At 71.3% G+C, this 20970-nt stretch carries 18 protein-coding genes; 10 read left to right on the top strand and 8 right to left on the bottom strand.

Translation table 11 applies throughout. From position 1 onward, the window contains the following. Nucleotides 1-14: 14 nt before the first annotated feature. The 3 genes from IF29_RS0120560 to IF29_RS0120550 form a co-directional block, all read right to left on the bottom strand. Nucleotides 15-1181 (bottom strand): lactate 2-monooxygenase, encoded by a 1167-nt coding sequence (locus IF29_RS0120560; protein WP_030256988.1) that lies wholly within the window; start codon nt 1179-1181, stop codon nt 15-17. An 87-nt stretch (nt 1182-1268) separates the two neighbouring features. Then, nucleotides 1269-2300: an Rv2578c family radical SAM protein gene (locus IF29_RS0120555; protein ID WP_030256985.1), complete on the bottom strand. Its 1032-nt coding sequence runs from the start codon at nt 2298-2300 to the stop codon at nt 1269-1271. A gap of 78 nt (nt 2301-2378) precedes the next feature. After that, nucleotides 2379-2996 carry a TetR/AcrR family transcriptional regulator gene (locus IF29_RS0120550; protein WP_030256984.1) on the bottom strand — a complete coding sequence of 206 codons (618 nt, stop codon included), beginning with the start codon at nt 2994-2996 and terminating at the stop codon, nt 2379-2381. Between the two features lie 95 nt (nt 2997-3091). Here IF29_RS0120550 and IF29_RS0120545 point away from each other — a divergent pair, with 95 nt between their 5' ends. Both IF29_RS0120545 and IF29_RS0120540 read left to right on the top strand, forming a co-directional pair. Then, nucleotides 3092-3829: an SDR family oxidoreductase gene (locus IF29_RS0120545; RefSeq protein ID WP_030256980.1), complete on the top strand. Its 738-nt coding sequence runs from the start codon at nt 3092-3094 to the stop codon at nt 3827-3829. A 50-nt stretch (nt 3830-3879) separates the two neighbouring features. Continuing rightward, complete coding sequence (locus IF29_RS0120540) at nt 3880-5937, top strand: prolyl oligopeptidase family serine peptidase (protein WP_030256978.1); 2058 nt, start codon at nt 3880-3882, stop codon at nt 5935-5937. A gap of 49 nt (nt 5938-5986) precedes the next feature. On the opposite strand, the gene IF29_RS0120535 is transcribed toward IF29_RS0120540, so the two are convergent. Next, a complete protein-coding gene (locus IF29_RS0120535) occupies nt 5987-7807 on the bottom strand; it encodes an adenylyl cyclase (protein ID WP_084714664.1) in 1821 nt (606 codons plus the stop codon). A gap of 361 nt (nt 7808-8168) precedes the next feature. Between IF29_RS0120535 and IF29_RS0120530 the strand changes: the two genes are divergently transcribed. Both IF29_RS0120530 and IF29_RS0120525 read left to right on the top strand, forming a co-directional pair. Then, nucleotides 8169-9095 carry a hypothetical protein gene (locus IF29_RS0120530; protein WP_157623841.1) on the top strand — a complete coding sequence of 309 codons (927 nt, stop codon included), beginning with the start codon at nt 8169-8171 and terminating at the stop codon, nt 9093-9095. A gap of 110 nt (nt 9096-9205) precedes the next feature. Next, nucleotides 9206-10420, top strand: coding sequence for a glycosyltransferase (locus IF29_RS0120525; protein ID WP_332262553.1), 1215 nt, complete (start codon nt 9206-9208; stop codon nt 10418-10420). A 48-nt stretch (nt 10421-10468) separates the two neighbouring features. Here IF29_RS0120525 and IF29_RS0120520 read toward each other — a convergent pair whose 3' ends face one another. Beyond that, the gene (locus IF29_RS0120520) at nt 10469-11071 is read right to left on the bottom strand and encodes an HhH-GPD-type base excision DNA repair protein (RefSeq protein WP_030256965.1); all 603 of its coding nucleotides are present in this window, start codon (nt 11069-11071) and stop codon (nt 10469-10471) included. 260 nt (nt 11072-11331) lie between these two features. Between IF29_RS0120520 and IF29_RS0120515 the strand changes: the two genes are divergently transcribed. After that, a complete protein-coding gene (locus IF29_RS0120515; RefSeq protein ID WP_030256963.1) occupies nt 11332-13422 on the top strand; it encodes a cellulose binding domain-containing protein in 2091 nt (696 codons plus the stop codon). Nucleotides 13423-13490: 68 nt separating this feature from the next. Here IF29_RS0120515 and IF29_RS0120510 read toward each other — a convergent pair whose 3' ends face one another. Further along, nucleotides 13491-13952 carry a hypothetical protein gene (locus tag IF29_RS0120510; protein WP_030256960.1) on the bottom strand — a complete coding sequence of 154 codons (462 nt, stop codon included), beginning with the start codon at nt 13950-13952 and terminating at the stop codon, nt 13491-13493. Between the two features lie 458 nt (nt 13953-14410). Continuing rightward, nucleotides 14411-14908 (bottom strand): winged helix-turn-helix transcriptional regulator, encoded by a 498-nt coding sequence (locus IF29_RS0120505; protein WP_030256958.1) that lies wholly within the window; start codon nt 14906-14908, stop codon nt 14411-14413. 114 nt (nt 14909-15022) lie between these two features. On the opposite strand from IF29_RS0120505, the gene IF29_RS0120500 reads away from it, so the two are divergent. Beyond that, nucleotides 15023-15553: a PaaI family thioesterase gene (locus IF29_RS0120500; protein WP_030256955.1), complete on the top strand. Its 531-nt coding sequence runs from the start codon at nt 15023-15025 to the stop codon at nt 15551-15553. Nucleotides 15554-15638: 85 nt separating this feature from the next. On the opposite strand, the gene IF29_RS0120495 is transcribed toward IF29_RS0120500, so the two are convergent. Next, nucleotides 15639-16451: an IclR family transcriptional regulator domain-containing protein gene (locus IF29_RS0120495; protein ID WP_030256953.1), complete on the bottom strand. Its 813-nt coding sequence runs from the start codon at nt 16449-16451 to the stop codon at nt 15639-15641. Nucleotides 16452-16679: 228 nt separating this feature from the next. Between IF29_RS0120495 and IF29_RS0120490 the strand changes: the two genes are divergently transcribed. The 4 genes from IF29_RS0120490 (at nt 16680) to IF29_RS0120475 (ending at nt 20936) form a co-directional block, all read left to right on the top strand. Then, the gene (locus IF29_RS0120490) at nt 16680-17969 is read left to right on the top strand and encodes a CaiB/BaiF CoA transferase family protein (protein ID WP_084714662.1); all 1290 of its coding nucleotides are present in this window, start codon (nt 16680-16682) and stop codon (nt 17967-17969) included. Further along, nucleotides 17966-18811: a citryl-CoA lyase gene (locus tag IF29_RS0120485; protein WP_051725570.1), complete on the top strand. Its 846-nt coding sequence runs from the start codon at nt 17966-17968 to the stop codon at nt 18809-18811. Before IF29_RS0120490 ends, IF29_RS0120485 begins: the two co-directional genes overlap by 4 nt. Nucleotides 18812-18865: 54 nt before the next feature. Next, nucleotides 18866-20242 (top strand): PucR family transcriptional regulator, encoded by a 1377-nt coding sequence (locus IF29_RS0120480; RefSeq protein ID WP_051725569.1) that lies wholly within the window; start codon nt 18866-18868, stop codon nt 20240-20242. Between the two features lie 124 nt (nt 20243-20366). After that, nucleotides 20367-20936 carry a VOC family protein gene (locus tag IF29_RS0120475; RefSeq protein ID WP_051725568.1) on the top strand — a complete coding sequence of 190 codons (570 nt, stop codon included), beginning with the start codon at nt 20367-20369 and terminating at the stop codon, nt 20934-20936. The last annotated feature ends 34 nt before the right edge of the window (nt 20937-20970 follow it).

Raw genomic sequence — 20970 nt, 5'->3', positions numbered from 1 at the left:
ACGTACCTGGACCGTCAACCAAGGTGGCGCAGGCTCTCCGGGGTGAGGTCGGCGAGAGTGGGGTAGCCGTCCACGGCCATGATCAGGTCGGCCTCGGCGAGCAGCGAGCGCAGCACGTGGACGATGCCGTCGGTGCCGCCGAGGGCGAGGCCGTAGGCGTAGGGGCGGCCGATCCCGACGGCGGAGGCGCCCAGGGCGACGGCCTTGACGATGTCGGCTCCGCTGCGGACCCCGGAGTCGAACAGCACCGGCAGACCGTCGGCGGCCTCCACCACGCCGGGCAGCGCGTCCAGGGCCGGGAGGCCGCCGTTGGCCTGCCGGCCGCCGTGGTTGGAGCAGTAGATGCCGTCCACGCCGCCGTCCTTGGCCCGGCGCACGTCCTCGGGGTGGCAGATGCCCTTGACGATCAGCGGCAGGTCGGTCAGCGAGCGCAGCCAGGGCAGGTCGTCCCAGGTGAGCGGGTTGCCGAAGATCTGGGTCCAGAGCAGCACCGCCGACTGCGGGTCCTCCTCGGGCGAGCGCGCCAGCCGGGCGCGGAAGACCGGGTCGCTGGTGTAGTCGGCCAGGCAGTGGCCGCGCAGCTGGGGGAAGTTGGCGGTGGCCAGGTCGCGCGGGCGCCAACCGGTGATCCAGGTGTCCAGGGTGACCACGATGCCCCGGTAGCCCGCCTTCTCGGCGCGGTGGACCAGACTGGCGGCCAGTTCCCGGTCGGTGGGGGTGTACAGCTGGAAGAGGCCGGGGGTGTCCCCGAACTCTGCGGCGACCTGCTCCATCGGGTCGACGGTCAGGGTGGAGGCGACCATCGGCACCCCGGTGCGCGCGGCGGCCCGGGCGGTGGCCAGGTCGCCGTGCCTGTCCTGGGCGCACAGTCCGATGACACCGATCGGGGCCATGAACACCGGCGCGGGCAGCCGCATCCCGAACAGCTCCACGGACAGGTCGCGCTCCGCGGCGCCGACGAACATCCGCGGCACCAGGCCCCAGCGCTCGAAGGCGGTCGCATTGGCCCGCTGGGTGCGCTCGTCGCCGGCACCGCCCGCGACATAGGACCACACCGAGGGCGGCAGTGCCGCCTGCGCCCGCTCCTCCAGTTCCGCGAAGCCCATCGGGAACCGCGGCAGCACGCCGCCCAGCCCGTTGAGGTAGATCTCGTTCTGGTAGGAGCCGAACGGCTGTCCCATGTCTGGTCCCCTTCGCTTTCACCGGTGGAGTCGCTGGGCGACATCCTCGACCAGCAGCGGTGTTCCGTCGACGGCGGGGTGATCAGATCAGATCAGCCTGAGCTGCGTCGGCTCCGGGGGCCCCGACGGCTGCGCGGGCTCCGCAGGCACCTCGACCCGCGCCCGGGCCGGTCGCTCACCGGGCCCGATGCCGAACTCGGCGGCCAGTTCGTGCACCTGGCGGGTGATCCGGCGCTGGTACCAGGTGGGCGCGTAGGCGCCCTGGTGGTACAGCGCCTGGTAGCGGCGGACCAGGTCGGGGTGGTTCTCGGCGAGCCACTGGAAGTACCACTCGCGGGCGCCCGGGCGCAGGTGCAGGACCAGCGGGGTGACCGAGGTCGCGCCGGTGGCGGCGATGGCGGCGACGGTGGCACGCAACTGCTCGGGGGAGTCGGAGAGGTAGGGCAGCACCGGCGCCATCAGCACGCCGCAGGGTATGCCGTGCTCGATCAGCGTGCGGCAGACCTCCAGCCGCTTGGCCGGCGACGGGGTGCCGGGCTCCACGCTGCGCCACAGCTCGTGGTCGGTGAAACCGATCGAGACGGCGGTGGCGACCTCGGTGACCTCGGCGGCCTGTTCCAGGATCGGCAGGTCGCGCAGGATCAGCGAGCCCTTGGTCAGGATGGAGAAGGGGTTCGCCCGGTCGCGCAGCGCGGTCAGGATGCCGGGCATCAACCGGTACCGGCCCTCGGCCCGCTGGTAGCAGTCGACATTGGTGCCCATGGCGATGTGCGCACCGTCCCACTTCGGCGCAGCCAGTTCACGCCGCAGCAGCTCGGCGGCGTTGACCTTGACGACGATCTGACTGTCGAAGTCGTGCCCGGTGTCCAGGTCGAGATAGCTGTGGGTGCTCCGCGCGAAGCAGTAGACACAGGCGTGACTGCAGCCCCGGTACGGGTTGACGGTCCAGCCGAACGACATCCGCGACGCCCCGGGCACCCGATTGATGATCGACCGCGCCCGCACCTCGTGAAACGTGATGCCCCGGAACTCCGGCGTGTCGAACGTCCGCGTCACCACGTCAAGGCCGAAGAGCCCCGGCGCGGCCGTGCCGTCGGCACTCAGATTCTGCCAGCGCATGGCGCCTCCTCGGGTTGGTGCGGTTGACCTCCGAACCTCAGAATAGAACAGATGAGCGAATATATGTCGAGGGGGTGCTCAGGGCTGGATGCCGCGTAGCAGGTTGGTGATCAGGGCGTCGGCGAAGGTGGGGTCGAGGGGTTCGTCGGGGAGCAGGAGGCGGTGGTAGCAGGCGCCCCAGAGTTGGTCGACCACGACCTGGGGGTCGACGTCCGGTCGGATCTGGCCCTGGTTCTGGGCGGTGCGGAGGCGGTCGACGGCGAGTTGTCGGCGTGGATGGGTGTAGCTGCGGCTGAGGGCCGCGGCCAGGTCGGGGTCGGTCTGTGCCGCGCCGACCAGTTGGGCGATCGCCGGGCCGGCCTGTTGTTTCGTCAGCAGTCGTACGAAGGCGTGCAGTTGGGCGGTCAGGTCGCGTTCGATGTCGCCGGTGTCGGCGAAGGCGAGGGTCTCCTCGACCGCGCTGAAGTACGCCTCGAAGGCCAGTGCCCCGGGGGAGGGCCACCACTTGTAGAGCGTCATCTTGCTCGCTCCGGCGCGGGCGGCGACCTTCTCGAAGGTGATCGAGGCCAGCCCGCCCTCGAACAGCATCGCCGCGGCGGCCTCCAGTACCTCGCCCCGGACCTGGGCCGCCGGTCGCCGTCCGCGGCCGCGCCGTGGCTGGGCCGCGGTCCCGGTCTCGGTCTCGGTCTCGTCCATGTGTCCCCTCGCCCTCCTGCTTGCGCTATATGGACGATCAGTCTACATTTCATTTATGGACAAGTAGTCCACATGTGAAGAGGAGGCTGATTCCGATGACCACGACAACTCCCCGGGTAGCGATCGTCACCGGTGCCACCGGCGGCATCGGCCGCGCCGTCGCGGAGCGGCTCGCCGCCGACGGCATGGCCGTGGTGGTGCACTACGCCGGCAACGAGGCCCGCGCCAAGGAGGTCGTCGACACCCTCACCGCGGCCGGCGGGACCGGCACCGCGATCCGCGGCGACGTCGCCGACGAGGCGGAGATGTCCGCGCTCTTCGAGCAGACCGGGCAGCTGTACGGCGGCGTCGACGTGGTGGTGAACACCGCCGGCATCATGCTGCTGGGGCCCGTCGCCGAGTACGACCTCGGTGACTTCGACCGGATGCACCGCACCAATGTGCGCGGCACCTTCGTCGTCTCCCAGCTGGCGGCGCGCACGCTGCGCCCCGGCGGCGCCCTGGTCAACTTCTCCACCTCGGTGACCCGGCTGCAGCAGCCCGGCTACGCCGCCTACGCCGCCACCAAGGGCGCGGTGGAGGCGATGACGCTGATCCTGGCCCGTGAGCTGCGCGGCCGCGACGTCACCGTCAACGCGGTGGCCCCAGGGCCGACCGCCACCCCGCTGTTCCTGGAGGGGAAGCCGCAGCAGGTCATCGACCAGATCGCCGGCCTGGCGCCGATGGAGCGCCTCGGCACCCCGGCCGACATCGCCGAGGCGGTCGCCTTCCTGGCCGGCCCCGGCCGCTGGATCAACGGCCAGGTGCTGTTCGCCAACGGCGGCATCGCCTGACCTGGCCCGATCCCATTCAAAGACCCGTCGGAAGCTGCCAGACTCGGGGAATGGCTGACGAAGATCCGTATCTGTGGCTCGAGGACGTGACCGGCGAGCGGGCCCTGGACTGGGTGCGCGCCCGCAACGAGGAGTCGACCGGGCGGTACGCCACCGGTCCGGCCTTCGACGCCCTGCGCGAGGACCTGCGGGCGGTGCTGGACGCGGAGGGCAGGATCCCCTACGTGACCCGGCGCGGTGAGCACCTCTACAACTTCTGGCAGGACGCCGAGCATCCGCGCGGCCTGTGGCGCCGCACCACCCTGGAGCAGTACCGCACCGACGCCCCCGCCTGGGAGGTGGTCCTGGACGTCGACGCGCTCGCCCGCGACGAGGACGAGAACTGGGTGTGGCACGGTGCCGACGTGCTGCGGCCGGGACACCGGCTCGCCCTGGTCGAGCTCTCCCGCGGTGGCGCGGACGCCGCCGTGGTCCGGGAGTTCGACATCGAGGAGCGCCGGTTCGTCAAGGACGGCTTCGAACTCCCCGAGGCCAAAAGCCGGGTCGGCTGGATCGACGCCGACCGGGTCTACCTGGGGACCGACTTCGGCGAGGGCTCGCTCACCGAGTCGGGCTATCCCCGGCTGGTGAAGGAGTGGCGCCGCGGCACGGCGCCGGACCAGGCGGTGACGGTCTTCGAGGGCCGGACCGAGGACGTCTCGGTGAGTGCCCACCACGATCCGACACCGGGCTTCGAGCGCGACTTCGTGCACCGGGGGATCGACTTCTTCCGCGACGAGCTGTTCCTGCGCCCGTCCGACGGCGGCGAGTTGGTGCGGGTGGAGGTCCCCGAGGACGCTGAGGCGTCGGTGCACCGCGAGTGGCTGCTGGTGCGGACCCGTTCGCCCTGGCGGACCGGCGGCCGCGACCATCCGGCCGGCGCGCTGCTGGCCATCGGCTTCGAGGAGTTCATGGCCGGCGGCCGGGGCTTCACCACGGTCTTCGAGCCGGACGGCCGCACCTCCCTGGAGGACTACCGCTGGACCCGGAACCACCTGCTGCTCACCGTCCTGCGCGATGTGGCCACCGAGCTGCGGGTGCTCACCCCGGCCGCGGAAGGCCCCTGGGCGTCCGAACCGCTGCCGGGGACGCCGCCGCTGGGGTCGGCCGGGATCCTGGACACCAACCCGGAGGACGACGACGAGTTCCTCACCCTCACCACCGGGTTCACCACCCCGCCCACCCTCAGCAGGGGCGTGGTCGGCGGCCCCGTCGAGGTGCTCAAGCGGGCCCCGGCCCTCTTCGACGCCGAGGGGACCGCTGTCGAGCAGCACTTCGCGGTGTCCGAGGACGGCACCCGGATCCCGTACTTCGTGGTCCGCCCACGACCCGGCGGCGGCGCGGACGGCGCAGACGGCGCCGACAGTGAACAAGGCGGGCGCACGCTGCTGACCGGCTACGGCGGTTTCGAGGTCTCGCTGACGCCGGACTACCTCACCGTGGTCGGCCGCGGCTGGCTGGAGCGCGGCGGGACCTACGTCCTGGCCAACATCCGCGGCGGTGGCGAGTACGGGCCCGATTGGCACACCCAGGCGGTCAAGGCCGGGCGGCACAAGGTCTACGAGGACTTCGCCGCCGTCGCCCGGGACCTGGTCCGACGGGGCGTCACCACCCCTGCGGAGCTGGTGATCCAGGGCGGCAGCAACGGCGGGCTGCTGATGGGCGTGATGCTCACCCGCTACCCGGAGCTGTTCGCGGCGATCGCCTGCCAGGTCCCGCTGCTGGACATGAAGCGCTACCACAAGCTGCTCGCCGGAGCCTCCTGGACGGCCGAGTACGGCGACCCGGACGATCCTGAGCAGTGGGCCTACATCGGCGCCTACTCGCCGTACCAGAACATCCGCGAGCAGCCCGGATATCCGCCGGTGCTGTTCGCCACCTCCACCCGGGACGATCGGGTCCATCCGGGCCATGCCCGCAAGATGGCCGCCAGGATGCTGGAGCTGGGCCACACCGTCGACTACTACGAGAACACCGAGGGCGGCCACGGCGGCGCCTCCAACAACGAGCAGACCGCCTTCAAGTGGGCGCTGGTCCTCGACTACCTCTGGACCCACGCCGGAATCTGAGAACGCCGTCGGCCCCCTGATCGAACGTCAGGGGGCCGACGGCACAGCCTCAGAGGGTTCCGACGCCGTTGGAGTAGCTGGTCATGTTGAAGGTGCCGAAGCCGTTCTCGACCGGGTCACCGGTGTTGTTGATGCAGTGCAGGATGCCTCCGCCGCCGGGGCCGTTGAGGCAGACCGTCATCAGGTCGGTGAAGACCACGCCGGGGGTGTCCGGGACCTCGTAGGCCCGGTCGGTGTAGATGTTCGCCGACAGGTCGAAGAAGCAGTAGCTGCCCAACCCCCAGGCGTGGTGGTCGGTGACGTGGTCGGCGACCTTGTAGGAGGCGTAGCCGTTGGTGCTGCCGTGCACCCAGGCGGACTGGGTCGGGACGTCGTAGGGGTGCTCGTTCTGGAAGAAGTAGGTGCGGCCGTGGTTGCCGTTCCAGAGCACCTCGTACTTCTGGTAGTGCTCGACGGCGAGCCCGTAGGCGGTGACGCGGTCGCCGTTGACCAGGAAGCCGGTGTCGGCCGGGTTGACCGACCAGCCCACGCTGCCGTCGTTGCCGTGGTCGGCGCGCCAGAGCCAGAGGTTGTCGCAGACCACGTCGTTGCTGTCGAGCTGGATGCTGACGGTGGCGCCGCCGGGCAGCGCGCCGCCGATGCGGGCGTAGACGTCGAAGAGGACGGTGGGGTTGTCACTGTGCCGGGTCCAGCTGCGGCCGTGGCCCACCCGGAGCAGCACGGGGGAGTTGGCCGAGGCGGCCTCCAGCAGCACCCCGGCGACGGTGACGCCGCCGACGTCGGCCACCTCGATGAGCGAATTGCCGTGCGTGGCCTGGAGGGTGGCCAGACCGATGCCGAGCAGGACGGTGTTCGGGCGGTTGACCCGCAGCGCCGAGGACAGGGCGTAGACGCCGGGGGTGAACAGCACGTGCTGTCCCCGCTCCAGCGCCAGGTTGATGGTGGCGGCCGAGTCGCCGGGGTGGGCCACGTGGAAGCGGGACAGCGGGATGCTCTCGCCCGCGGCCCGGCCGTTCGCCCAGGTGGTCCCGGCGGAGTTGCGGCGCAGCGCGGGGACGAAGACGCGGTACGAGCCGTCGCGGGACAGCGTGAGGAACGGCTTCTCCCGGACGGTCGGGGTCTTGTCGACCACGGTCCAGGCCGGGTTGGGGAAGTGCTGGGCCGGAGCGCCCGGGGTGCCGACGAAGACCATGTTCCAGTTGGAGCCGACCCAGCTGCCGAAGGTGTCGTTGCGGGACAGCCACTGCTGCTGCGAACCGGAGTCGACCTGGCCGTCCACCACGCTGTCGGCCAGGAACCCGCCGCTGGACCAGCGGTTGCCGGGCGGGCTCGGCCACAGCGTCATGTCGCCCTTGACGTGGGTGCGGCGCATCGGGCCGGCCTGGGCGACCGCCCAGCGCTCCAGCCCGTCCGGCGGGACGATGCACAGGTTCTCGGCGGCGCGCCAGAAGTTCTGGGTGCCGTTCCCCTGCAACCACTGGGCGTCGACCGTGACATGACCGTTGATCACGACATCGTCGGGACTGTCGCCGAGACCGAGCACATGGGTGTAGAAGCCGACGTTGACGTCGACGTTGTAGGTGCCCGGCTTGAAGGCCAGGGCGTACCGCTCGGTGCCGAACTGGTTCGACTGCTGAGTGTTGAACACAGCGTCGACCTGGGCCTGGATCGCGGCGTCGCCCATGGACGGGTCGAAGACCAGGACGTTGGCGCCCAGGCCGCCGGCGCCGCCGTTGCCGCCGCCGTTGTTGCCGTGAGCGGGCGCGGAGGCGTAGGCGGATCCGGTGGCGAGGTTGCCGACCAGTGGCAATGCGGCTGCGGCGACGGCCGCGCTGCGGAGCACGGTGCGACGGTTGGGGCTGACGGACATGACTCTCCCTGACGTGGTGGATGGGGAGGATGGTGCAGTTGCTCCTCGAGGGCGAGAGAGCGCTCTCAGGTGGAAGTGAAGCAGCTGGCTCATACACCGTCAATGGTCTGTAGCCAGGCGGCCCCAGGTCGTGCGGATGGCTTCAGATGATGAAGGAATGTCGATGTTCGCGGACTTGGAGGGGACTTGGAAGGGACTTGGAAGGGGCCTGGAAGGGACCCGGAGGGGGAGCGGGCCGGGGCCGGATCGGGTCCTCCGGCCGGGCCCGGTGATCGTCGCGCGAAATGTGTCGGGCCGATGGCGGCCCGGGTTGGCCGGAAATGCCTGCGGAGGCAGGTGGGACGCCCTAGCGTGCTGTGGCATGGACACAACTTCTCCGCAACCGAAGTCGCCTGTCCCTAATCTGGCGTGGTCGAACGAGCTTCTGGACGACGCCAGGGCCGCGCTGCTCGGGGCGCTGGGGATCGCCGACACGGTGCTGCACCGGGCCGGCGGTGACCGCTCGGCCTTCCAGGTGGACCTCGACGACATCCGGCGGATGCCCGCCGACGTCGTCGAGGCGCGGACCCTCGTCTACCGCACCGGGACCGTGCGGACCCACTTCGCCTGGGAGGACGCCCGGGGCCACGTCGAGGCCCTGGCCGCGCTGCTCACCCGGCAGCCGCCGGCCTTTCCCCCGGTGACCCTCGCCCGGGCCGTGCTGGAGGCAGCGGCGCTGGCGTTCCACTTACAGGACAGCTCGGAATCGCTGACGGTGAGGCTGGCCCGCGCCGCCGGGCTCTGGGCCACCGAGACCGCCTACGAGGTCGACCTGACCACCGCCGTCTCGCCGCAGGACGCGACGGGCGCGCTGGCGCGCAGGCAGGAGATGGTCGAGACGTTCCAGCAGGCCGGCATCAGCCTGCTGGAGGACCGCCGCGGCCATCCGCTGGCGCTCCAGGTCGAACGCACCACGCTGGAGGAGACCGGGGTGAACCTCACCAGGACCATCGGCAAGCTGCTGCCCGCCAACGCCAGCCTGGGCGTCTACACGGTCCTCTCCGGAGCCGCCCACAGCCGTACCTGGGCCGCCGCCAGCGGGGACACCGTGGGCGACGGCTGGGGGCGGCTGGAGTCCCAGCCCTCCACCACCGTCCAGGCCGTGATCACCACCCTGGTCACCCTGGAGTACTGGGTCCGGACCTGGGGCGCCTTCGCCGGACTGGCCACGGCGGCGGAGGCCGACCGGATCGCCGGCTGCACCGGTCGGTTCGCGCTCCAACTGCGCGACCGGCACCTGAGCGGATGATTTTTCTGTTGGCAACACGTTCGTCACGGACCGGCAAGCTCGGTGGGTCCTCCTGATGGCGGCGGGCCCGGGGTTCACGGGACGGTTGCGTACGGACGGCTGGTGATGAGGTGCTGGAGAAGGACGGACTGCGGGTGCTCTCGGTCTACGAGGGGTTCTTCTCCGGCGGGGCCCGAATGCTGCACAGCGACGCGGTGATCGGGCTGCACCGGAGCGGCCAGCGCCACAGCGTGCTGAGCATCCACGGCGAGGTGCACCGCGAGGCGACCCGCCAGCGGATGGAGGACGACGCCTGCTACGCCAGGCTCACCGCCGCCGGCGTGCCGGTCACCTCGCTGGACCGCAGCCCAAACCTGACCCCAAGTCAGGACCTTTCCAGGGGACCGGACTTCACCGCCGCGGAGTTGGACGCCACCGCACGCCTCGCGGCCGGGGCCGACATCCTGCTGTCCCTGAAGGAGCAGCCCCTCGGCCTGCTCGGCCAGGCCGTCCCCGCGCACCGGCCGGTGGTGGTCTGCCTGCACCGCTCCGACCCGGAGAACCAGGGGCCGGCCCTGGACGACCTGCTGGCCGCCGTCGCCGACGGCCGCGTCGCCGCCTGCGTCTGCTGCGCGGAGTCCACCCGCGACGCCTACCGGGACGCCGGGGTCCCGGCCGGCCTGATGCGGGTCATCCCCAACGGGGTCGACCTGCTGAGGTTCCGTCCGGACCCGGTCCGGCGTGCGCAGCTGCGGGCCTCGCTGCGGATCCCGGCCGGCGCCCCGGTGATCGTCTTCGCGGCTCGCTACGCCGCGATGAAGAACGTGCCGCTGTTCCTCCGCGCCGCCCGCGCCTACCTGCGCCGCGAGCCCCGGGCCCGGCTGCTGCTCTGCGGCGCGGGGATGACCGCCGACAACCCGGGCCTGCTCGCCGACATCGCGGCGGCCTTCGCCGACCGGCCCCGGCTGGCCGGCCGGCTGGCGCTGCTCGGGGTGCGCCTGGACATGGAGAACGTCTACGCGGCCGCCGACGTGGTCTCGCTGACCTCCGCCAACGGGGAGGCCGCCCCGCTGTGCCTGATCGAGGGCATGATGTGCGGCGCGGTCCCGGTCGCGACCGACGTGGGCGACTGCGTCCCCATCGTGGCCGGCCACGGCTTCATCACACCCCCCGACCCCGAGTCGATCGCCGCCGCCTGGTCCGAGGCGGTGGCCCGCCGCACCGAGCTCGCCCCGTCGCTGACCCGCAGCCGCGAGCGTTTCAGTCGCACCCGCATGGTCGCCTCCTACGCCACCCTCCTGGACGCCGTCCACCGCGATGCGGCAGCCCGTGTGGCGCTGCACTGACAGCGGACCACTCGGCCGTTCGGCCACTCGGCCACACGGCCGTTCGGACTACCCCTTGGCGGCCTTGCTCGCCTTCGCCGCCCTGGCTGCGGCCTTGGCCTCCTGCTTGAAGGCCCGGACCTGGTCCAGGGACTCCGGGCCGGTGATGTCCGCCACGGATCGGAAGCTGTTCTTCTCGCCGTAGGGGCCGGCCGCCTCGCGCCAGCCCTTGGGCTGTACCCCGAGCTGCTTGCCCAGCAGGGCCAGGAAGATCTGCGCCTTCTGCTTGCCGAAGCCCGGCAGCTCGATCAGCCGGTTCAGCAGTTCGGTCCCGGTCCCCGCGTCCCGCCACACCGCGGTGGTGTCGCCGTCGTAGTGCTCGTCCAGGTACGCGCAGAGCTGCTGGATCCGCTTGGCCATCGCGCCGGGGTAGCGGTGCACCGCGGGCTTCTGCGAGCAGAGCGCGGCGAAGGCGTCCGGGTCGTAGCCGGCGATCGCATGTGCGTCGAGATCGTCGCCGCCGAGCCGTTCCAGCAGTGTGTACGGGCCGCTGAACGCCCACTCCATCGGCACCTGCTGGTCCAGCAGCATGCCGATCAGAGCGGCCAGCGGGCTGCGGCTGAGCAGCGCGTCGGCCTCCTCGTTCTGGGCGAGGCGGAGGGCGGTCGCCATCGCGTGCTCCTTCGTTCGGTTCGTTCGGTTCGTTCGGCGGACGGTCGATGGTCCGGTGACCTTCCGGTCCATTGTCCGCGCGCACCGACCGTCGGGCACGTTCGCCACCCCTGAACTGGTGATACGTCAGATGGCCGGGGCGGCGGCCATGTAAGTTTCACAACCCTTTGACGACACTTACCGGCAGCTGTCACGATGCGGAGCCCGTGGCATCCGCGGTGCGCCCGGCGCACCGACTCCAAAGGGGGAGACCGGACCGCATGAGAGTTGGAAACCGATCGGCCCGCTCGCGGCTGGGACGCGCCGCAGCGGCCTGCGCGGTGGCCCTGGCCGCGGCGTTCGCCGCGACCGCGCCCAGCGCCCACGCCGAGGCCTCCGGGCCCGCCGTCGACGTCACCGTCAACACCCAGGAGGGGCTGGGCACCATCCCGGCCACCGCCTACGGCCTCAACAGCGCGGTGTGGGACGCCCAGATGAACACCCCGGCGGTGGCCGGCCTGCTGGGCCAGGCCGGGGTGGGCGTGCTGCGCTACCCCGGCGGCTCCTACGGCGACATCTACCACTGGCAGACCAACACCGCCCCCGGCGGCTACGTTGCGCCGGGCACGGACTTCGACGCGTTCATGGGCACGGTGAAGACCATCGGCGCCCAGCCGATGCTGATCGCCGACTACGGCTCCGGGACACCCCAGGAGGCGGCCGACTGGGTCCGCTACGCGAACATCACCAAGGGGTACGGCGCCAAGTACTGGGAGATCGGCAACGAGATCTACGGCAACGGCTACTACGGCAGCGGCTGGGAGACCGACACCCACACCGACAAGAGCCCGACCGCCTACGCGGACAACGTGGTCCAGTACGCCTCGGCGATGAAGGCCGTCGACCCCAGCATCAAGATCGGAGCCGTGCTCACGCTGCCCGGCAACTGGCCGGACGGGGTGCTGGCCGCGGGCGACGCCGCCGACTGGAACCGCACCGTGCTCTCCATCGCCGGCAGCGCGGTCGACTTCGTCATCGTGCACTGGTACCCCGGCGGGCAGGGCGCCGCCACCATGCTCGCCGAACCGGCCCAGCTGACAGGGGAGTTGGCCCAGCTGCGGCAGGAGATCGACCAGTACGCCGGCGCCAACGCGGCCAACCTCCAGGTGGCGCTCACCGAGATCAACTCCAACCAGTACGAGGACACCCAGCCGGACGCGCTGTTCGGGGCGGACGCCTACTTCACCGCGCTGGAGGACGGCGTCTTCACCGCGGACTGGTGGGACACCCACAACGGCGCCACCAGCGTCGGCACCGCACCGGACGGGGCGACGGACTACGGCGACTACGGGATCCTGTCCAGCGGCGGCTGCGTGGGCACGACCTGCGAACCGGCGATGAACACGCCGTTCCCGACCTACTTCGCGCTCAGCATGCTGAGCAAGGTGGGCCGCCCGGGCGACACCCTGGTCCGGGCCGGCACCGACCAGCAACTGGTGGCCGCGCACGCGGTCCGGCAGGCCAACGGCGACCTCGCCGTGGAACTGGTCAACAAGGACCCGGACAACACCTATACGGTGAAACTGAACTACACCGGCTACAGCCCGAGCACGGCCACGCCCACCGTCTACAGCTACGCCGATGAGGGAACCGCGATCACCAGCGCGGCGCAGGGCAGCAGTTCGACGCAGACGCTGCCGCCGTACTCGATCGAGACGGTCGTGCTGACGCCGTCCGGCCAGAACGCCACCGCGCTCACCGCGCCGGGGGCTCCCACGGTCAGCGCCGTCACCGACACCTCGGCGACCGTCAACTGGCCCGCCTCCAGCGGTGGCGCGGTGACCCGCTACGGGGTGTACCGGCAGGTCGGCACCGTCAGCGAGCTGCTGGCCGAGTCCACCTCGACCGGAGCGACCCTGCACAACCTGGTGCCGGGGACCTCCTACACGGTGAACGTGCTGGCCACGGACCAGGCGGGGCATCTCTCCCAGCCCTCGGCGCCGCTGACCTTCACCACCGGCACGCCCAGCAGCAGCACCTGCGCCGCGTCGTACCAGTTCTCCGACGGCTGGGGCAGCGGCTGGGTCGCCAACATCACCGTCACCGACACCGGCCCGGCCGCGATCGACGGTTGGACGCTGAACTTCAGCTTCCCGGACGCAGGGGAGAGCGTCAGCTCGGGCTGGAACGGCAACTGGACGACGACCGGAACGAGCGTCCGGGTCACCAGCCTGGACAGCAACGCCCAACTGGCCCCGTACTCCGGCAACTCCACCACCGTCGGCTTCGTCGGCAGCAACACCGGCGCCTACGGCCCGCCCACGGCGATCAGCCTCAACGGGACGGTCTGCACCACCACGTACACCTCCTGAGGGGCCCGGCATGCAGCCGGCGAGGGCCCCTGCGAGACAGCGGGGCCCTCGCCGGCTGTGCCCGTGCCTCAGCGGAGCAGCTTCCAGCGGCCGGGTTGGTCGGGCTCCGGGGGAGTCGGGGGAACCGGTGTGGACGTGTCCAGGTGCTCGACCAGCTCGGCGAGCTCCTCCACCGGCCGCTGGGCCACGGCGTTCAGCGTGCTGGCCGCCTGGGGTCCCATCAGCAGCGGGACCATGGCGGCGACATCCACCACCGGCCGCAACGTCGCCGCGGTGGTGAGGATCTCCTGGGCGTGGACGCGCTGGTTCGCCGCGCTGAGCAGCGTCACCAGCTGCAGCAGCTCCGGGACCGGTCGCTGCAGCGCGACGGTGCGCAGCAGCCGTCCGGCATCGCTGCGGGGAGCCTGGGCCGCGTCGGGACCGCCTTGGGCATGGAGTTCGGAGTCTTCTTCGTCGGCGTTCGCCTGCGTGCCGGCGTTTGCCTGAGCGTTGGCGCTGGCGATGGCGTTGGCGGAAATGGCGCGTGCCACAGGTGCCTCCTGATGTGGATGGTGCTGCTGGTCGGGATGGGCCGCACGGGGCGGCTGAAACGGTTGACGGGAAGTCAGGGCTGGTCACCTGATCGTTCGCCTGGCGGAGTCCTCTGCCTCGCTTGGCAGTTGGGGCTAACCAACCGCCTGGCCCGGAGCCCGCGGTTGCGCGGCCTCCCATGACCAGCCTGCGATCGTCACCCGATAGCGCCACCGGCGTGAACCATTCGGGCGACGGCGGCGCATCACCTGTCACACCAGCCCCATCTGTCCCAACTCGGGCTGGGGCGGTCTGCCGCACCCGAGGTGTCGCACCGTCAGGTCGAGACAACCCTTATATCGGACATATCAGGACATAATGGTCAGTGTATGTCGGGCGAGCGGCCCCAACGTAGGGTCAGTGACCCCAAAACCCGGGCTGTGCAGCCGGGAGGGACGCTTCTTCGGCCCCCGACCGGTCACCCCTCGCGTCGGCGGCTGCCCGGGCCGGGCTGCACCCGTACCCGGGGGCGCTCGCCGAGGTCGTGTCCTGCTTCGCAGGTCACCGCCACCCGTACCGGGGCGCCGCAGTCGGCGTGGACCGGGAGGGCCGGGGGGCCCTGCGGGCCGGCGAGGTGACGGTCGCCCCAGCCCATGAAGGCGAGCAGGATCGGCATCAACTCGCGCCCCGCGCGGCTGAGTCGGTACTCGTACCGCTCGCGGGAGCCCTCGGTCCGGTAGCCGGTGCGGACCGCCAACTCCGCGTCGACCAGCGCCGCGAGCCGCTTGGAGAGCACATTGCGGGCGATGCCGAGGTGGGTGGTCAGGTCGTCGAAGCGAGTAACGCCGTTCGCCAGGTCGCGCAGCACCAGCAGCGTCCAGCGGTCGCCGACCAGCGCCAGGGTGCGCGCGATCGAGCAGGTCTCGCTGTCGAAGGCGCTGTACTCCGGGACGGCCCACCCTGTGCTGTTGCTCATAGCGGCATTCTACCGAGCTGAGTTGCTAAAGAGAACTCAGCTGGCCTAGCGTGGGCGTGCAGCCCGAACGGGGCGTAGCCCGAACGCCGAGCGGACGAACGAGGGGCCACGACGATGACCGACACCGGTACCGAGCAGGCACAGACGTCGCAGACGGTCCGCGAGCGCGCGTACAGCTGGTCCGATCCGATGGAGACGGCCGGGATCGCGGCCGGTCTCAGCGGGATGGAGTTCTTCGAGGCGATGGCGAAGGGCCTGGTCCCGCCCCCGCCGATCCTGAACACCCTGGACTTCGACGGCGTCTCCTTCGAGGAGGGGCGTGTCGAGTTCCGGCTCACGCCCAAGGAGTTCCACTACAACCCGATCGGCTCGGTGCACGGCGGAGTGTTCGCCACCCTGCTGGACTCGGCCTGCGGCTGTGCCGTGCACACCCGGCTTCCGGTCGGCGTCTTCTACACCAGTCTCGACCTCTCGGTGAAGTTCCTACGCCCGGTCTCCGTCGCCACCGGCACGATCACCGCGGTGGGCTCGGTGGTCCACCTCGGCCGCCGTACCGCGCTGGCCGAGGCGCGGCTGCTGGACGCGGCGGGCAAGGTCTGCGCGACGGCGACCAGCAGCTGCCTGATCATGCGCCCCGGCGACTGAGAGGGATGCCTGCTGTCCGCATCGCGGACGAGTGTCCGCCCGATGTCGGCGTCCGACGTCTGGCGCCCGGCACCCGACGTCCGGCTCAGCGGGTGCCGGCGGTGGCGCTGGTGTGCGGTACGTCCTGGAGTCGGGCGAAGTCGGCGCTGATATCGCCCGCGGCCTGCAGCAGCAGCGGCAGATGGTGCTCCAGCAGGCGCTCCACTGTCGTCTCCGCCGAGTGGCAGTTGACGTTGATCCCGGCGATGACCCGCCCCGATCCGTCCCGCAGCGGAGCCGCCACCGACCGGATGCCGAGGGTGAGTTGCTCGTCCGTCAGCGCCCAGCCGCGGGCCCGCACGTCCCTCAGTTCGGCGTCGCGTTCGGTCCGGTCGGGCTGCCAGCGGGGAACCAGGCCGGAGCGGGTCGGCTCCGCCAGTACCGCGTCCAGTTCGTCCAGTGGCAGTGCTGCGAGCTGCACCTTTCCCAGTGAGGTGGCGAGCGCCGGGAAGCGGGTGCCGATCTGCACCGCCAGTGACACGATCTTCGGGACCGACACCCGAGCCACATAGACGATGTCCGAGCCGTCGAGCTGGGCGATCGAGCAGGACTCGTCGGTACGGGCCACGAGCCGCTCCAGGTGCGGCCGGGCCACCTCCCACAGTCCCATGGAGTGCACGTACGCCATGCCGAGTTCGAGGACCCGGGGGGTCAGCGAGTAGCCGCGCTCGGCCGCCCGCACGTACCCGAGCTCCTCCAGGGTGAGCAGGATCCGCCGGGCGGTGGGACGGGCCAGCCCGGTGGCGGTGGACACCTCGGCGAGCGTCATCGCGGGACGGTGCGGCCGGAACGCCGCGATCACCTCCAGGCCGCGTGCCAGTGCCTCGATGAAGTCGGGACCTGTTCCCTCACGTGGCATCACGGACCTCCTCACGATCGTTCTCCGCTGCCCTCCTGTGCAGGATAGCCGCCGTTGTCCGCGAGGCGGACATCCATCCATCAGGACCCGTCGGGCCGGGGAGGGCAGCGGATTTACCACGGTCGCCAGGGGTGGGGAGCGCCTTGACAGTCGCTGGGGACAGCGCGCAGGATCGAGCGGACGAGTGTCCGTTCTGCGGACATTGCTCGGCAAGGAGAGGAAGCGACCATGTCCACCCACCCGCAGCAGGCGAGCGGCCGGCAGCAGAGGGCCCAGCCACCGACCGGAGCGGCGCGACCGCTGGAGGGGCTGCTGATAGCGGACTTCTCCCGAGTCCTGGCAGGCCCGTACAGCACGATGCTGCTGGCGGACCTCGGGGCCACTGTGATCAAGGTGGAGGGCCCCGGCGGGGACGACACCCGCAGCTGGAAGCCGCCGGTGCGGGAGGACGTGTCGACGTACTACCTGGCCGTCAACCGCAACAAGCGCTCGGTCGTGCTGGACTTCAAGGACTCCGACGACCTGGCCGCCGCGCAGGAGCTCGCGGCCCGTGCGGACGTGGTCATAGAGAACTTCAAGCCCGGTGGCCTGCTGCGCTTCGGTCTCGACTACGACACCGTCCGGAGCCGCAACGAGTCCGTCGTCTACTGCTCCATCAGCGGGTTCGGTACCAGCGGGGGAGCCGGCCTGCCCGGCTACGACCTCATCGTCCAGGCGGTCTCCGGCCTGATGAGCCTGACCGGGGACCCCGAGGGTCCCGGCTACCGGGCCGGGATCTCGGTCTTCGACGTGATGACCGGGTTGCACGCCACGATCGGCATCCTCGCCGCCGTGCACCACCGCACCGCCACCGGTCAGGGGCAGCAGATCGAGGTGAACCTGCTCTCCTCGGCCCTGTCCGCGCTGGTCAACCACACCTCCGCCTATGTCGCGGGCGGCGTGGTGCCGAGTCGGATGGGCAACGCCCACCCGAGCCTGTTCCCGTACGAGCCGCTGCCCACTGCGGACAAGGACCTCATCGTCACCGCCGGGAACGACGGCCAGTTCCGCAAGCTCTGCGGCGCGCTCGGCGTCCCGGAGCTGGCCGACGACGACCGCTTCCGTCGCACCGAGGACCGCACCGCCAACCGGGAGCTGCTGCGCCCGCTGCTGGTCGACCGCCTGGCGCTGAAGCCCGCGGACGAGTGGTTCCGGCTGCTCTCGCAGGCCGGGGTGGCCTGCGGTCCCATCAACACGGTCGCGGGAGGCGTCGACCTCGCCCGCGACCTCGGCCTGCACCCGGTGGTGACGGTCGGGGAGGGCGACGGAGCCGTTCCGGTGATCCGCAACCCGATCACCTTCTCGGAGACCCCGCCGCAGCACCTGCTGCCGCCGCCGGCCCTCGGCGAGCACACCGACGAGATCAAGGCGTGGCTGGCCGTGCCGCAGCCGGACGCCCAAAGTCACCCCCGGAACGACCCCGCCACCGCCCCAGCCCCCACGCCCGACCCGCAGCAGGCACAAGGAGCCGACCGATGACCGCCTCCCTCCCCGTCCCCGGAAGCTCCGCGCTGGACTTCCCGACCTCGCTCGGAACCTCCGATCCGACCACGATCCGGCTGCTCGGCCAGGACCTCGCCCAGGACCTGCTGGGCAGGGTCGGCTTCGGCGAGCTCGCCTTCTGGCTGGCGACCCTGCGGCGCCCGACGCCCGGGGAGACCCGGGTCTTCGAGTCCGTGCTGGTCGCCCTCGCCGACCACGGGTTCACCCCGACCGCCATCGCCGCCCGGCTCACCTTTCTCAGTGCTCCCGACGCGATCCAGGGAGCGCTCGCGGCCGGCCTGCTGGGGGGAGGCTCCCGCTTTCTCGGCGTCACCGAGGACACCGGACGCTTCCTCGCCGAGGTACTGGCCGCCGCCGAGCAGGCTCCCCGGACCGAGGAGGAGTTCGACGAGCTGGCCCGCCGGGCCGTCGGCCGTTACCGCGCGGAACGCCGGATCGTCCCGGGCCTGGGCCATCCCGTCCACAAGGAGCAGGACCCGCGTACGCCGGTCATCATCGCCATCGCCGAGGAGGAGCGGCTGCGCGGCCCGCACCTGCGCCTGTTCGAGGCGGTCGGCCGGGTCCACCCGGAGGTCCTGGGCCGTCGGCTGCCGCTGAACGGGGCGGGCGTCTGCGGAGCGGCGCTCGCCGACCTCGGCCTGCCGGTGGAGCTGCTGCGCGGCTTCGCCCTGCTGGCCCGCGCCGCCGGCCTGCTCGGGCACCTCGCCGAGGAGCTGCGCCGGCCCATCGCCAACGACGTCTACATGGCCGTGGACCGCAATGCCCGTTACGTTTCCCCTGAGGGCTCAGAGGGCTCAGAGAGCACGGAGACCGCGTGAGCACCGCGGCTGTCCCGTTCCCGGGCTGAGCGTCAGGGGATCGAGGTGGGAGCAGTGAACGGATCCGACGACGGGCTCGATGCGGCCCGCGGCTGGCCCCGCAGCCTTCGCCCTACCCGGGCCGGAGCGGGGCTCGGCCCGGCCAGCGGGGCCGCCGTCCTCGCCGAGGCGACCTCTGCGGTCGGCCCCGGCGCAGTCGCCTGGGCGGTCGAGGTCGGTCATGACATGGCGACGGCGGTGATCGCCGCCGTCCCCGAACTGGGCGGTGGAGAAGGACCGTTCGAGACACTGCGGATGGGCACCGAGTCGGTGGCGCTGCGCGCGCTGGTGACCCTGGTCGCCGACGGCGCCACCAGCCCGCTCACCGACGAGGCCCTGCTGGGCGATCGCGATTTCGTCCGGCGCGGAGTGCCGTTGGACAAGGTGCTGCGAGGGATCCACCTCGGCCATGCCGCCATGGCCCGGGCCTTCATGGCAGCCTGCGAGGCGACCGTGGCCGAGGCCGACCGGTCGGCGCAGATGAAGCGCGTCTCGGAGACCCTGTTCGAGTTCATCGACGGCTTCTCCTCCGGCATGGCCGAGGAGTACCTGGCCGAGCGCGACCGCTGGGTCACCAGCAGTGCGGCGGCGCGGGAGGAGACGGTCCGCTCGATCCTGGAGCAGTCCCCGGTCGACATCGGGACCGCGAGCCGGACCCTCGACTACGACCTGCGGCGCGAGCACCTCGCCCTGACCGCCTGGTGCCATCCCGCCACGGGTGCCGAGGCCTCCGAACTCCAGCGGGCTGCTGTGGAGTTCCTGAGAGCCCGGCGCTGCATCACGACCCTGGTGGTGCCGATCGGGCGCACCGGGCTGTGGGCGTGGGGAGCCCGTACCGCTCAGGGGAACGCCGCTGCGAACCCCGCAGCGAGCCCCGCGGAGGATCCCGTGGCGGACGTCGCAGCGGATCCCGAAGGGCACCCCTCCGTGCAGATGGCCTGCGGATCGCCGGCGAGCGGACTCGACGGCTTCCGCCGGAGCCATGAGGAGGCCGTCCTCGCCGAACGGACCGCCCGGCTGAGCAGCCGGCCCCGGTCCGGCGTCACGCACTACCGCGACGTCGAGCTGGCGTCCCTGCTCACCGGCGACCTCGACCGGGCCCGGCGCTTCGTTCAGCGCGAGTTGGGGCCGCTGGCGGACGACACCCCGCACGCCGAGGAACTGCGCGAGACGCTGCGCCACTATCTGCAGGCGGAACGCAGCCTGCTGAAGGCCGCCGCGCGGATGCACGTCGCCCGCAACACCGTGACCTACCGGGTCAAGCGGGCGGAGCAGTTGCTCGGGCACGGCGTTGCTGATCGTCATCTGGAAGTGCAGGCCGCCCTGACGGTGGCTCATGTCGTAGGCTCGGCCGTGTTGCGCGAGGAGCCCGCCAACCCGCGCCGGCGGTGATCAGCCGCAGACTGGTCCACCGGGCCAAACCCGGGCGTCCGGCTTGGCCGCGCAGCCCGAGAGGTGTCCCCGTGCCCTGGTGTTCACTTCTCGGAAACGTACTGACACCACCGAGGAGCGAATCATGACCGAGACCCTCGACAGCAGCCAGCAGGCCTCGCCCGAGCAGGCCGCCCTCCCCTCGCGCCTGCACCACACCGCCTATGTCACCAAGGACCAGGAGGCGACCCGCGCGTTCTACGAGGAGGTCATCGGCCTGCCGCTGACAGCGACGTGGAAGGAGAGCGACGAGCTCTTCGGCGCGGTGCGCACCTACTGCCACACCTTCTACGGGCTCGGTGACGGCGGTGCGCTCGCCTTCTTCCAGTTCGTCGACCCGGCGGACCAGGAGCAGTTCGGCCCGGAGATGCCGCACTCCCCGTTCCAGCACATAGCGTTGAAGGTCAGCGAGGAGACCCAGGACGCGATAGCCGCCCGGCTGAAGGCCGCCGACTGGAAGCCGGAGCAGACCTATGTGCTCGAGCACGGCTACTGCCGCTCGCTCTACACGGAGGACCCCAACGGTCTGCTGCTGGAGTTCACCCTGGACGCGCCCGGTGTGGAGGACTCGGCCGAGGCCCGACGGGCGTCGGCCAGGGCCGAGCTGAAGTCCTGGATCGAGGGCGACCACCACAGCAACAACAACTGGCGCTGAACCCGCGGGCGGGGCGGGGAGCGGGAGAGAGACA

The organism is Streptacidiphilus jeojiense (assembly GCF_000719095.1).
Taxonomy (GTDB): domain Bacteria; phylum Actinomycetota; class Actinomycetes; order Streptomycetales; family Streptomycetaceae; genus Streptacidiphilus; species Streptacidiphilus jeojiensis.
Note: the sequence above shows the minus strand (reverse complement) of the source record. Positions and strands in the feature narration are given on the sequence as shown.